This window comes from Kitasatospora sp. NPDC030952 (genome assembly GCF_055571335.1).
In genome coordinates, this window is record NZ_JBVIFM010000009.1 from 50,397 (window position 1) to 62,954 (window position 12,558).

General features: G+C 75.4%; 10 protein-coding genes. 3 read left to right on the plus strand and 7 right to left on the minus strand.

The features are described 5' to 3' along the window. The first annotated feature begins 65 nt into the window (after positions 1 to 65). Positions 66 to 449 carry a cold-shock protein gene (locus tag ACZ47G_RS17670; protein WP_380460214.1) on the plus strand — a complete coding sequence of 128 codons (384 nt, stop codon included), beginning with the start codon at positions 66 to 68 and terminating at the stop codon, positions 447 to 449. 29 nt (positions 450 to 478) lie between these two features. Here ACZ47G_RS17670 and ACZ47G_RS17675 read toward each other — a convergent pair whose 3' ends face one another. The 4 genes from ACZ47G_RS17675 to ACZ47G_RS17690 form a co-directional block, all read right to left on the minus strand. Continuing rightward, complete coding sequence (locus ACZ47G_RS17675; protein ID WP_380460216.1) at positions 479 to 1,336, minus strand: 1,4-dihydroxy-6-naphthoate synthase; 858 nt, start codon at positions 1,334 to 1,336, stop codon at positions 479 to 481. Beyond that, positions 1,329 to 2,090 carry a futalosine hydrolase gene (locus ACZ47G_RS17680; protein WP_465743616.1) on the minus strand — a complete coding sequence of 254 codons (762 nt, stop codon included), beginning with the start codon at positions 2,088 to 2,090 and terminating at the stop codon, positions 1,329 to 1,331. The genes ACZ47G_RS17675 and ACZ47G_RS17680 overlap by 8 nt, the downstream gene beginning before the upstream one ends. A gap of 10 nt (positions 2,091 to 2,100) precedes the next feature. Beyond that, positions 2,101 to 2,631 carry a hypothetical protein gene (locus ACZ47G_RS17685; protein WP_465743618.1) on the minus strand — a complete coding sequence of 177 codons (531 nt, stop codon included), beginning with the start codon at positions 2,629 to 2,631 and terminating at the stop codon, positions 2,101 to 2,103. Positions 2,632 to 2,716: 85 nt separating this feature from the next. Then, complete coding sequence (locus tag ACZ47G_RS17690; protein ID WP_465743966.1) at positions 2,717 to 4,075, minus strand: MFS transporter; 1,359 nt, start codon at positions 4,073 to 4,075, stop codon at positions 2,717 to 2,719. Positions 4,076 to 4,619: 544 nt separating this feature from the next. Here ACZ47G_RS17690 and ACZ47G_RS17695 point away from each other — a divergent pair. Beyond that, positions 4,620 to 5,501, plus strand: coding sequence for a DUF3027 domain-containing protein (locus ACZ47G_RS17695; RefSeq protein WP_465743968.1), 882 nt, complete (start codon positions 4,620 to 4,622; stop codon positions 5,499 to 5,501). A gap of 500 nt (positions 5,502 to 6,001) precedes the next feature. Then, positions 6,002 to 9,298 (plus strand): sacsin N-terminal ATP-binding-like domain-containing protein, encoded by a 3,297-nt coding sequence (locus tag ACZ47G_RS17700; protein WP_465743620.1) that lies wholly within the window; start codon positions 6,002 to 6,004, stop codon positions 9,296 to 9,298. Here ACZ47G_RS17700 and ACZ47G_RS17705 read toward each other — a convergent pair. The 3 genes from ACZ47G_RS17705 to ACZ47G_RS17715 all read right to left on the minus strand — a co-directional run bounded on the left by ACZ47G_RS17705 (position 9,262) and on the right by ACZ47G_RS17715 (position 12,411). Beyond that, positions 9,262 to 9,504: a hypothetical protein gene (locus ACZ47G_RS17705; protein ID WP_380460223.1), complete on the minus strand. Its 243-nt coding sequence runs from the start codon at positions 9,502 to 9,504 to the stop codon at positions 9,262 to 9,264. The two genes, ACZ47G_RS17700 and ACZ47G_RS17705, sit on opposite strands and share 37 nt — an antisense overlap. Positions 9,505 to 9,599: 95 nt before the next feature. Beyond that, positions 9,600 to 12,056: an HAD-IC family P-type ATPase gene (locus tag ACZ47G_RS17710; protein WP_465743622.1), complete on the minus strand. Its 2,457-nt coding sequence runs from the start codon at positions 12,054 to 12,056 to the stop codon at positions 9,600 to 9,602. A gap of 52 nt (positions 12,057 to 12,108) precedes the next feature. After that, positions 12,109 to 12,411, minus strand: coding sequence for a DUF2530 domain-containing protein (locus ACZ47G_RS17715; protein ID WP_465743624.1), 303 nt, complete (start codon positions 12,409 to 12,411; stop codon positions 12,109 to 12,111). Positions 12,412 to 12,558 lie beyond the last annotated feature (147 nt).

Genomic DNA, 12,558 nt, shown 5'->3' on the forward strand with positions numbered 1-12,558 from the left:
CAATCCCACCCAGTGATCCCCGGCCAGGGCCGGGATCCCTCACACCCATTCGAGGACTGTTCGAGATGCCCACCGGCCAGGTCAAGTGGTTCAACGAGACGAAGGGCTTCGGCTTCCTGTCGCGCGACGACGGTGGCGACGTCTTCGTCCACACCAAGGCGCTGCCCGCCGGTGTCACCGTGCTGAAGCCCGGTCAGCGGGTCGAGTTCGGCGTGGTCGCCGGCCACCGCGGGGACCAGGCGATGGCCGTGCAGCTGCTGGAGGCACTGCCGTCGGTGGCCGCCGCCCAGCGCCGCAGCGCCGACGACATGGCGCCGATCGTCCAGGACTTGATCACCACCCTGGACGCGGTGCTGCCCGGCCTCCAGCGCGGGCGCTACCCGGCCAAGCCGACCGGCCAGAAGCTGGCCGGCCTGCTGCGCGCGGTGGCCGACCAGTTCGACATCTGACGCCCAGGGAACCTGAAGGCAGGTTCCAGCTAGGACGGGAACGCGAGCGCACCCGGGTCGAGCGGGGGCACCAGCCCCTCGGCGGCGGCCCGGGTGAGCAGCGCGCGGACGGCTTCGTAGCCCTCCTCGCCGAGGTCGGCGGTGAACTCGTTGACGTACAGCCCGATGTGCTGGTCGGCGACGGCCGGGTCCATCTCCTGGGCGTGCGCCAGCACGTACTCCCGGCTGGCCGACGGGTCCGCCCAGGCCTGCCGGACGGAGGCGCGGATCGCCTCGGCGAGCTCGCGCAGCCGCTCGGCGCCCAGCGACCGCCTGGCGACGATGGCGCCCAGCGGGATCGGCAGGCCGGTCTCCCGCTCCCAGGCCTCGCCCATGTCGGCCAGGCTGTGCAGGCCGTACCGCTGGTAGGTGAAGCGCGCCTCGTGGATGACCAGGCCGGCGTCCACCCGGCCGTCCCGGACGGCGGGCATGATCTCGTGGAACGGCAGCACGACGATCTCGCCGAAGCCGCCCGGCACCGCGCGCGCCGCCCAGAGCCGGAACAGCAGGTAGGCGGTGGAGCGCTCGGACGGCACCGCGACGGTCTTCCCGGCGAGGTCCGCGGGGGAGCCCACGCCCGGCAGGGTGAGTACCAGCGGGCCGCAGCCGCGCCCGAGCGCACCGCCGCAGGGCAGCAGGGCGTACTCCTCCAGGACCCAGGGCAGCGCGCCGTAGCTGATCTTCAGCACGTCCAGCTCGCCGCGCTCGGCCAGGCCGTTGGTGACGTCGATGTCGGCGAAGGTCACCTCGGGGGCGTCCGCCCCGGGGACGTCACCGTGCGCCCAGGCGTGGAACACGAAGGTGTCGTTCGGGCAGGGCGAGTACGCGATGCTCAGCCGTTCAGCCACGGCCGGCCTCCTCGATCAGTTCTCGGACGGGCAGGGCGGCGAAGGCCCGCTCCAGGGCGGCCAGCGCCTCGCCGATCCGCCAGGCGGCCCGGTCGCGCGGGCCCACCGGGTTGGACACGGTGCGCAGCTCGAAGGCCGGCACGCCGAAGCGGACGGCGGCCTCGGCCACGCCGAAGCCCTCCATCGCCTCGGCCGCGGCACCCGGGTGACGGGCGGCCAGTACGGCGGCCCGCTCGGCGCTGCCGGTGACGGTGGAGACGGTCAGCACCGGGCCGGTCACGGCGTCGACGGCGTGCGCCGCCAGGGCCCGCTCGGCCAGCGCGACGACGGTCGGGGGAGGGGTGTGCCGGGCGGTGCCGAAGCCCAGCTCGGTGACGTCGGCGAAGCCCTCCGGAGTCTCGGCGCCGAGGTCGGCGGCCACGATCGACCCGGCCAGCACGGTAGCGCCGACCGGGGCGTGCGGGGCGAAGCCGCCGGCGATCCCGGCCGAGGCCACCAGGCCGTACGGGCGGGCCGCCAGCGCGGTGGTGGCGGCGGCCGCGGCGGCGGCCGGGCCGACTCCGGCGGCCAGCACGTCCACCGGCGCGCCCGTGCAGCGGTGCAGCACCCCGCCGGGCAGCGTCAGACCGGCGGCCCCGCCGGGCAGGCCGCGCAGCACCGCCTCGGCCTCGGCCGGCACCGCGACGACGACGAGCAGCCGGGCCCGTTCGGGGCCCGGCTGCCCGGGGTGCACGTCGGCGACCTGCGCGCTCATCGCGGGAGCGTCAGCTGTCCTTGGTGTTCATCTGGAAGTACCAGACGGCGATCGGGCTCTCCGACTTCTTGTCGATCTCGACCACGGTGACCACGGTCTTGCCACTGGAGTTCAGCACCTTGCCGGCCGGCTGGGAGCCGGAGAAGGACGGCCCCTGGGCGTACGAGAACAGGCTGGTCTGCCCGCCCTGGGTGCTCGAACCGCCGTTGGTGGAGGCCCACCAGCCGGTCTTCGCCACGTTCGGGCTGACGCCGACGCCGACCCGGTCGCTGGCCCGCACGTCGGACTGCGGCAGGGTGCCGTTCGCCAGCGCCTCGTTGGCGGTGGTCCGGCACTTGTCCTGCTGGTCGTCGGTGAGCGGGCTGCCGTCGTTCCAGCACAGCGGGTCCGCGGCGACCGACGTGGTGCCGACCTGGAGGGTGGCCCGGTGGGAGCTGTGCTCGGTCTGTCCGGCGGCGATCGCGACGGAGGTGCCCACCGTGGCGGCGCCGACCACGACAACGGCGCCGAGGGCGGCGATGACACGGGTATTGAGGCTCATGCGTCAGAATCTACCGAACCCGGCCGATCACGCTACGCGGGGGTCGGCCACCGCGTGTTGCCGCGTGTTGCCGGGCCGGCGGTCCTCAGGCCACCCGGGGCGCGGCCGGATGCCGCCGCAGGCCCAGCCGCAGCAGTGAACGGACCGTCCACAGCAGCACCAGGCCCACCACCGAGGCCGCGATCGACAGGCCCAGCACCCCGTTCAGCGGCAGCACGATGCCGACTCCGCCGCCCGCCACCCAGGAGAGCTGCATCAACGTCTCCGAACGGGCGAACGCCGAGGTCCGCACCGCCTCCGGGACGTCCCGCTGGATCAGCGCGTCCAGCGCCAGCTTGCCCAGCGAGGCCGCCATCCCGGACACCCCGGCGACCAGAATCACCGTCACCACGCCGTACCAGAACGCGGCCGCCGCCGTCACGCCCGTCGCCAGCAGCAGCATCGCGGTGACCGTCGCCTCCTGGCCGCGGGTGCGCAGCCAGGAGCCCAGCACCGAACCCAGCGCGTTGCCCGTCCCGGCCGCCACCGCCACCAGGCCCAGCGCCAGGGTCGGCCGCAGTCCGCCGATCGGGTCGGTGCGCAGCAGGAAGGCCAGGAAGAACACCAGGAAGCCGACCAGCCAGCGCATCCCCGCCATCGCCCGCAGGGCCAGCACCACCGAGGGGCCGACGGTGCGCAGCGAGGCCTTGACCTTCGGCGGCTTGTGGTGGACCAGGTGGGAGCCCCCGCCCTCGCCGGGCACGTCGGCGTGCAGCACGGCCCGCTGCTCGCCCTTCGCCGAGTCGACCGTGTGCGGCAGGTGGAAGGCCATCAGGGTGCCGATCACGAACACCAGGAAGGCGCCGCGCAGCGGCCAGCCCGGCCCGATCAGGTGCAGCAGCCCGCCCACCCCGGCCGCCACCCCGGTGGTCAGCAGCCCGGCCAGGGTGACCCGGGAGTTCGCCTTCACCAGGGACAGCCGGCTCGGCAGCAGCCGGGGCACCACGACGCTGCGCACCACCCCGTACGCCTTGGACGCCACCAGCACGCCCAGCGCCTCCGGGTAGAGCGCGATGCCGCCGCCGGAGATCACCCCGGCCATCGTCCAGGCCAGTACGGCCCGGGCCAGCATCGACATCGCCATGGCCGCCCGGCGGCCGTGCGGCAGCCGGTCCAGCAGCGGGCCGATCACCGGGGCCAGCAGGGCGAACGGAGCCATCGTGATCAGCAGGTAGAGGGCGACCCGGCCGCGGGCCTCGCCGGTGGGGACGGAGAAGAAGATCGTGGAGGCCAGCGCGATGGTGATCAGCATGTCGCCGAAGGAGTTCAGCGCGTGCAGCTCGATCAGCTTCGCCAGGCCCGACTCGCCCGCGCCCTCGGCCGAGGTGGCGCGGCGGATCCGGCGGCCGGTGCCGTGCACCAGCCGGCCGGTGCGCAGGCCGGCCGCGGAGGCGGTGCGGACCAGGAAGTTGCGGTGCGGCTCCGGGGCCGCGTCCGGGTCGTCCTCGACCGCCGGGGGGAGGCCGTCGGCCGGGGGGACGGCCTTCTCCAGGCTGACCGGGGCGGCCGCGGACGCCCCGCCACCGTCCGCCGACTGCGGTTCGCCCGCAGCGGGGACAGGAGGCTGCTGTCGCGGCACGGCGTCCGCCTCGTCGGGGTTGCCGGCCTGCGAGGGGCGCAGTGCGTGCTGCGACGGGTCGTCGTCCGCCACAAGGCCATCCTGCCCCAGATTCGCCGGGGTGACCCGGGAATCGACGGGGGTCGGCGCGGCCTCCGGAACGGTCTGCTCCGCCCCGGACTGTGCCGGGGCACCGACCGACGGGTAGCCTGCCCCAGGGTCCGCCCGCCGGGGCGCCGGGCCGCCGGGAGGCCGGACGAGCGGCGCGGCCGGTACCCGACGCGGCCCCGGGTCGCGCAGAATGGATGAGGGACTACCGAGCCGCGACGAGAAGGCAACACGCCGTGGGCGACAGAAGAACTGGGAGAGAATCGACGCCGTGAGTGCTGCGATGCGAAGCCGTACCCCCGACCGGCTCTGTGCCGAGGCCGTCGAACTCGCCCGCCAGGCAGCCGAGGAGGCCGTCGGGCCCGAGGCCGTCGGAGCGCACCTGGGTGCGCAGGCGGACGCCGACCGCGTCGTCACCCACACCTTCGAGTGCCTGGACGCGGCCTACCGCGGCTGGCACTGGGCGGTCACCGTCGCCCGCGCCCCGCGCGCGAAGAACGTGACGCTGGACGAGGTCGTGCTGCTGCCCGGCCCGGACGCCGTGCTGGCGCCGGAGTGGGTGCCGTGGAGCGAGCGGCTGCGCCCGGGCGACATGGGCCCCGGCGACCTGCTGCCCACCGGCGCCGACGACGCGCGGCTGGAGCCCGGCTGGACCGGCGAGGACGAGCCCGCGCCGAACTCCGCGGTCGCGCTGGCCGCCGAGGAGGACGTGGTCGTCACCGACCCGCACGTCCAGCCCGCCCCGGCCCGCGCCCAGATCAACGCCGTCGCCGAGGAGCTGGGCCTGGGCCGCAGCCGGGTGCTCTCCCGGCTCGGGCTGCACCTGGCCGCCGACCGCTGGGAGAAGTCGCACGGCCCGCAGACCCCGATGGCGCAGGCCGCGCCCGCCGCGTGCGGCAGCTGCGGCTTCCTGATCCCGATCGGCGGCTCGCTCGGGCAGGCCTTCGGCGTGTGCGGCAACGAGTTCGGCCCGGCCGACGGCCAGATCGTCTCCTTCGCGTACGGCTGCGGCGGGCACTCCGAGGCGGCCGTCATCCCGGCCCCGCCGGCGCCGTCCGAGCTGATCCTGGACGAGCTGGTGGTCGAGCCGCTGCAGCTCCACCCGGACCGCGCCTCCGGCTCGGTCGAGCCGGACGCCCCGGCGGAGGAGCTCGGCCACTCCTGAGCCCGTCTCGCCCGCGGCCCGTCCCACTGAACCGGTGGGGCGGGCCGCGGCGTTGTTCCAGGTAGGGGCGCCCGTTCGCCGCGGTGCCCCGGCTGGCCTGCCGTTCGTGGGGACCCCCCATGTCCGCGGACAGCGGCAGGGCGGGCCGTCGGCCCCGGCAGTGGGGTGCCGGGTCGGCGGGCCCGTCCCTCGTGCCACCTCGTCGCCCTTTCCGCCGCCGCCCTTCCCGCTCCCGCCCTTTCCGCCGCCGTCCTTCCCGCTCCTGCCCTTTTCGCTCCCGCCTTTCCGCCGCGCGCGCCGCCGGTGCCCCTGGGGCTCCTGGGACCGGAGTGCCGGACCGGGTCCGACGGATACCGGCCGCTGACGGGCCTTCGCCTGCGGATTCCCCGGCCGATCGCGGCCCGTCGGCGCCCACCGGACCGGGCCGTGGTCGGGAGCAGTCAGTGGGGCAGGGAAGAATGCCCCTACGACGTACAGGGCGGCGGAAGGCGGCAGGTCCAGTGGAACCTCGGATCATCGGCAGCGGCACGGACGAGCACCTCGCCGACCCGTTCGGGAGCGCCGCGCTGCGCCGACGGGTGCTGGACGCCTGGGCCGCCTCGCCGGCCCGGTTCCGGGAGGACGCCAACGCCGAGGAGGAACTGGCGCTCGGCGGCTACCGCGACCGCCTGGTGGTCGAGTTGGCGCAGAACGCGGCCGACGCCGCCCTCCGGGCCGGGCACGGCCCCGGCCGGCTGCGGCTGACCCTCGCCGACGGCGTGCTGGCCGCCGCCAACACCGGCGCCCCGCTGGACGCCGCGGCCGTCGAGTCGCTGTCCACCCTGCGCGCCTCCTCCAAGCGCGGCGAGCAGCCCGCCGTCGGCCGGTTCGGCGTCGGCTTCGCCGCCGTCCTCGCCGTCACTGACGAGCCCGCCGTGCTCGGTGCCGCCGGCGGGGTCCGCTGGTCGCTGGGCGAGGCCCGCTCGCTCGCCGAGGCGCAGCCCGCGCTGACCGACGAACTGCGCCGCCGGGACGGCCACGTGCCGCTGCTGCGGCTGCCGTTCGCGGCCGAGGGCCCGGCCCCCGCCGGCTACGACACCGTGGTGGTGCTGCCGCTGCGGGACGCCGCCGCCGAGGACCTGACCCGGCGTCTGCTGGCCGCGATCGACGACGCCCTGCTGCTCACCCTGCCCGGCCTGGCCGAGGTCGTGGTGGAGACCCCGGAGGGCACCCGGACGCTCACCCGCGGCGCCGCCGAGCCGCGCCCGGACGGCGTCACCGAGGTCACCGTCACCGACGACGAGGGCGGCCGGCTGCGGCGCACCGTCTGGCAGACCGCCGGCGCCTCCGGCCGGCTGGATGCCGAACTGCTCGCCGACCGGCCCACCGAGGAGCGCGCCCGCCCGTACTGGACGGTCACCTGGGCCGTCCCGGTCGCGGAGGACGGCGCCCCGCAGCGGCCCGCCATCGCGCCGGTGCTGCACGCGCCCACCCCCAGCGACGAGCCGATCGGCCTGCCCGCGCTGCTGATCGCCTCCTACCCGCTGGACTCCACCCGCCGGCACATCGCCCCCGGCGCGCTCGCCGACTTCCTCACCGAACGCGCCGCCGACAGCTACACCGACCTGCTGCGGGCCCGTGGTGCGGACCTCGGCTCGCTCGGCCTCGTCCCCGGGCCGCTCGGGCAGGGCGCGCTGGACAACGCGCTGCGCGCCGCGGTGCTGTCCCGGCTGCCCGGCACGCCGTTCCTGCCGCACCCCGGCGGCGTCGAGGAGGGCACGCCCGCGCTGCGGCCCCGGGACGCGACGCTGCTGGAGGGCGCCGACGGCTCGGTGGTGGAGGCGCTCGCGCCGATCTTCCCCGGGCTGCTGCCGGCCGGCCTGGAGCGCCGCAGCGAGCTGCGGGTGCTGAACGTGCGCCGGGTGCCGCTGGCCGAGGTGGTGGACCAGCTCGGCGGCCTGGACCGGGACCCGGCCTGGTGGCGCAACCTGTACGCGGCGCTCGGCGCCGCCGACCCGGAGTCGCTCGGCGCGCTGCCCGTGCCGCTCGCCGACGGGCGGACCGTCACCGGGCCCCGGCGGGTCCTGCTGCCCTCCGAGGACGCCGACTGGGCGGCCTTCCCCGGCTACCCCGAGTCGCTGGCCGGGGCGCTGGCCGCGCTCGACCTGCGGCTCGCCCACCCCGAGGCCGCCCACCCGCTGCTGGCCAAGCTGGGCGCCAGCACCGCCACCCCGGCCGGGGTGCTGGACACCCCCGAGGTGCGGGCCGCCGTCGCCCGCTCCTACGAGCTGGCCGACGACGACCTGGACGCCGCGCTGGAACTGGCCGACGCCGTCCTCGCCCTGGTGAAGGCCGCCGCCCCGGCCGCCGGGGAGCACCCCTGGCTGGCCCGGCTGGCGCTGCTGGACGACGAGGGCGAGCCCGCCCGGGCCGGCGAACTGGTGCTGCCCGGCAGCCCGTTCGCCGCCCTCGCCCGCGAGGAGGACGCCGGCTGGGTGGACGACGAGCTGCTGGAGCGCTGGGGCCCCGAGGTGCTCGTGGCCGTCGGCGTGCTGGCCGACTTCGTGCTGGTGCGCGCCGAGGACGTGGTGCTCGACCCGGACGACCTGGAGCGCCTCGACCCCACCGCCCCCGCCGACCGGGCGGCCGGCGGCCACCCCACCGGGCTGCTGGACGAGGCGCCCGACGGACTCGCCGAGTGGGCCGAGGACGCCCTGGAGGCGCTGAACGCGGACGAGGTGATCGGCGTCCCGCCGGTGGCCGCCGAACTGCTGGCCGTCCGGGACCTCGACCTGGTGGACGACGACGCCTGGCCGGAGGCGCTGGCCGCGCTCGCCCGCCCGCCGTACCGGGACGCCGTGGTCAACCCGGTGCGCACCCTGCTGCCCGACGGCAACTACGCCGACCTGCCGCCGTACACCGCCTGGTGGCTGCGCGACCACCCGGTGCTGGGCGGCCGGGAGCCCGCCGGGCTGCGCGCCGCCGGCGCCGACCCGCTGCTGCGCGGCCTGTACGACGAGGCGCGCACTACCCTGGACGACCAGTTCCTGCACGCGCTCGGGGTGCGTACCACGCTGGCCGCGCTGCTCGCCGAGGTGCACGGCCCGGACGAGGTGCTGGACCGGCTCACCGACCCGGCCGCCGAGGTCGGGCACCGCCAACTGCACGGCATCCACAGCGCGTTGGCCCGGGTCGACCGGGAGCGGATCGAACCGCTCGACGTGGTACGGGCGTTGCCGCCGCTGGACCCGGCCACCGGCCGCCGTCCGGACCACACGGTGATCGTGGACGCCACCGAGGCGGTCGTCGCCGACGCCCCCGACCTGGTCCAACTCCTGCATCCGTACCCGCTGTTGCCGGTCGCCCCGGCGCTCGCCGCGGACCTCGCCGAGCGGCTGCACGTGTCGCTGGCCAGCGAGGTGGCCGGCGGGCGGGTGCTCTCCGAGGGCGTGCTGCACCGCGTCCCGGCGGTGGTGCGGGAGCTGCTGCCCGGCTGCCCGGTCGCCTACGAGGAGCACGAGGAGCTGCTGGTGGTCGGCCCGGACGGCGGCGAGGCCGCGGTTGACTGGCGCTGGGACCACGAGGCGGACGCCCCGGAACCGCCGTACGACCCGGAGCTGGCCGAAGCCGGCGACGAGGACGACGAGTTCGAGGTCCCGCCGGTGACCGGACTGCTGCACGCGGCCACCCCCGAGGGCCTGGCCGCCGGGCTCGCCTGGTCGGTCGGGCAGTGGCACCGGCGCTTCGAGGTGCTGGCCGCGCTCAGCGAGCCGGACCGGGCCTACGAGTTGTCCGCGGCCCGGGACTTCGAAGGCTGACCGGCACGCGGCTTGAGCCGCAGGTAGACGGTGGTGGTGACGGTCAGCCAGACCGCGCCGAGCGTCACCAGCGCCGCCGTCTTCAGTGCGGGCGTCGGCCTGACCGCCAGGCCGACGCCCGTCATCGCCAGCGCCACCAGTCCGGCCGCCAGCAGTCCGCCCAGGAAGGCGGTGAACGCCTCCAGTTCCCCACCCTTGCGTGCCATCCGGCACCCCCTCTCGGGGCCATGGTAGGGGGCTGTCGTGGGCCGTCGGGGGCTGTCGGGGGCTCCGGGGCGGATCCCGGGTGGCTCCGGGGTGCTCACTCCATGCCGCGGCGCTTCATCCAGCCCCAGGCGACCTCCAGCAGCACCCCGCAGACCACGGCGATGGCCACGCCCGTCCACGGGTCCCGCCGGCCGACCAGGGAGAGCTCGAAGAAGTCCGACAGGAACGGCACCAGCAGCACCAGGGCGAAGGCGAAGCCCATGGTGCCGATCAGCAGCAGGCGCCACCAGTTGTACGGGCGGGCGACGATGGCGAGTACCCAGATGGCGATCAGGAAGAGCGTCAGGGTGGCCACGCTGGTGTCGGCCCTGAGGTCGGTGGCGTGGTCGGAGCGGGCCAGCGCGTAGGCGACGAAGGTGCCGGTGCCGGCGATGGCGCCGCCGGGGACGGCCAGGCGCAGCACCCGCTTCACGAAGCCGGTGCGGGCCCGCTCGTTGTTGGGGGCGAGGGCGAGGAAGAAGGCGGGCACGCCGATGGTGAGGGTGGACAGCACGGTGGAGTGCCGGGGCAGGAACGGGTACGGCGAGTGGGTGAAGATCACCAGCAGCGCCAGCAGGACCGAGTACACCGTCTTGACCAGGAACAGCCCGGCCACCCGCTCGATGTTGCCGATCACCCGGCGGCCCTCGGCCACCACCGACGGCAGGGTCGCGAAGGAGTCGTTCAGCAGCACGATCTGGGCGACGGCCTTGGTGGCGTCCGAGCCGGTGCCCATCGCCACGCCGATGTCCGCGTCCTTGAGCGCGAGCACGTCGTTGACGCCGTCGCCGGTCATCGCCACGGTGTGGCCGCGCGACTGCAGCGCCCCGACCAGCTGGCGCTTCTGCTGGGGGGTGACCCGGCCGAAGACGCTGGTCCGGTCCGCGGTCTCGGCGAGCTGTTCCGGGTCCTGCGGCAGGGTGCGGGCGTCCAGCGGGCGCTCCGCGCCGGGCAGTCCGAGGTGGCCGGCCACCGCGCCGACCGAGACGGCCGAGTCACCGGAGATCACCTTGGCCCGGACGTTCTGCCCCTCGAAGTAGCGCAGGGTCTCGGCGGCGTCCGCGCGCAGCCGCTGCTGGAGCACCACCAGGGCCAGCGGGGTGAGGCCGGCCGCCGGATCGGGGGAGTCCAGCGGGACGGGCGTGCGGCCGAGCAGCAGCACCCGCAGGCCCTGGGCGCCCAGCTCGTCCACCTCGGCGAGCGCCGGGTGCCCGGCGGAGAGCAGGACGTCCGGGGCGCCGAGCAGCCAGCTGGCCTCGGCGCCCTGGGGCTCCAGCAGCTGGACGCCGCTCCACTTGCGGGCGGAGGAGAAGGGCATCGCCTCGATCACCCGCCAGCCGTGGCCGCCCGGGCCGTCGCCGTCGCCGCGCCCGTAGGCGTCGATGACGGCCTGCATGGACGGGTTGGGGCGGGCGTCGGCGCCGGCCATCACGGCGAGCGCGTGCTCGATGGCGTCCTTGTCGACCGGGTCGGCCTCGCCGTCGGAGAGCACCCGCAGGTCGACGACGTCCATGCCGCCCTCGGTGAGGGTGCCGGTCTTGTCCAGGCAGACGGTGTCCACCCGGGCCAGGCCCTCGATCGCCGGCAGCTCCTGGACCAGGCACTGCCGGCGGCCCAGCCGGACCACGCCGATCGCGAAGGCGACCGAGGTCAGCAGCACCAGGCCCTCGGGGACCATCGGCACGATGCCGGCCACCATCCGGCGCACGGCCTCGCGCCAGTCGCGGCCCTCCACGGCCAGCTGGCTGATGATCAGACCGATCGCGGTGGGGATCAGCAGGTACGTGATGAACCGCAGGATGCTGTTGATGCCGCTGCGCAGCTCCGACTTCACCAGGGTGAACTTGCTGGCCTCCTCGGCCAGCTGCGCCGCGTAGGCCTCCCGGCCGACCTTGGTCGCGGTGAAGGCGCCGGCGCCGGCCACCACGAAGCTGCCGGACATCACCTGGTCGCCGGGCTGCTTGAGGACGGGGTCGGGCTCGCCGGTGAGCAGCGACTCGTCGATCTCCAGGCCGTCCGCCTCGGTGACCTCACCGTCCACGATCACCTTGTCGCCGATGCCGAGCAGCACGGTGTCGTCGAGGACGATCTCGGAGACCGGGACCTGCTGGACGGCGCCGTCCCGGCGGACCTGCGGTCTGGCCTCGCCGATCAGGGCCAGGCTGTCCAGGGTCTTCTTGGCGCGCAGCTCCTGGATGATGCCGATCGCCGTGTTGGCCACGATGACCAGGCCGAACAGGCCGTCCTGGAGGGGCCCGACGATCAGGATGATCCCGAACATGATGCCGATGATGGCGTTGAACCGGGTGAAGACGTTGGCCCGGACGATCTCCTTGGCGGACCGGCTGGACCGCACCGGGACGTCGTTGACCCGTCCGTCCGCCACCCGCTCGGCGACCTCGGCGGCGGTCAGGCCGCCGCGCCGCCCGGGCAGCAGCCCGAGCGGGTGCGCTCCGTCCAGGCGGTCCCCGTCGGTCGGCTGCTCTTCCGCTGGCTGGGCAGGCTGCGTCATGGCACCGACTCTACGGGCGCCTTATGTCCGATGCGTGCTACTAAAGGACCATTCAGTCCGACTGGGTGGCCGGGTTCTGACCGTCGTCCCCGGCGGTGTGCCGCGCGGCCTCGGCGGCGCGGCTGCGGGCGATCGCGTCCCGCCGGGCGCGGCAGTACCAGAGGCCGATCAGGCCGAGCAGGCCGCCGGAGAGGCAGATCCACGGCCAGCTGCCGTGGCCGTGGTCGGAGAGGGTGCCCTGGAAGGGGAGCAGGGCGACGAAGGCGACGAACCACAGCACCGTGCCGCCGCCGACGATGGCGACGTCATTGGCCTCCAGCGGAGGGGGCGAGGGGTGCAGTGGCGTCTTGGGCATGGGGCCTAGCGTACGGTGCGCGGGGGGCTCGGGGGATGTGGCGGGTGCCCGGTCGACGGGCTCCGGACGCCATCGGCGCTCTACGCGCGAAGATAGCGCGTGTGCGATCCGGAAACCATACTTAAAGGTCCACGCCCGGCCACCGTC

Bases quoted from the DNA above. Each gene is read 5' to 3' on its own strand.
- ACZ47G_RS17685 (WP_465743618.1), bottom strand. From the start codon at position 2,631: ATGAGCCTCAATACCCGTGTCATCGCCGCCCTCGGCGCCGTTGTCGTG.
- ACZ47G_RS17680 (WP_465743616.1), bottom strand. From the start codon at position 2,090: ATGAGCGCGCAGGTCGCCGACGTGCACCCCGGGCAGCCGGGCCCCGAA.
- ACZ47G_RS17695 (WP_465743968.1), top strand. From the start codon at position 4,620: ATGCGAAGCCGTACCCCCGACCGGCTCTGTGCCGAGGCCGTCGAACTC.
- ACZ47G_RS17715 (WP_465743624.1), bottom strand. From the start codon at position 12,411: ATGCCCAAGACGCCACTGCACCCCTCGCCCCCTCCGCTGGAGGCCAAT.
- ACZ47G_RS17670 (WP_380460214.1), top strand. From the start codon at position 66: ATGCCCACCGGCCAGGTCAAGTGGTTCAACGAGACGAAGGGCTTCGGC.
- ACZ47G_RS17705 (WP_380460223.1), bottom strand. From the start codon at position 9,504: ATGGCACGCAAGGGTGGGGAACTGGAGGCGTTCACCGCCTTCCTGGGC.
- ACZ47G_RS17710 (WP_465743622.1), bottom strand. From the start codon at position 12,056: ATGACGCAGCCTGCCCAGCCAGCGGAAGAGCAGCCGACCGACGGGGAC.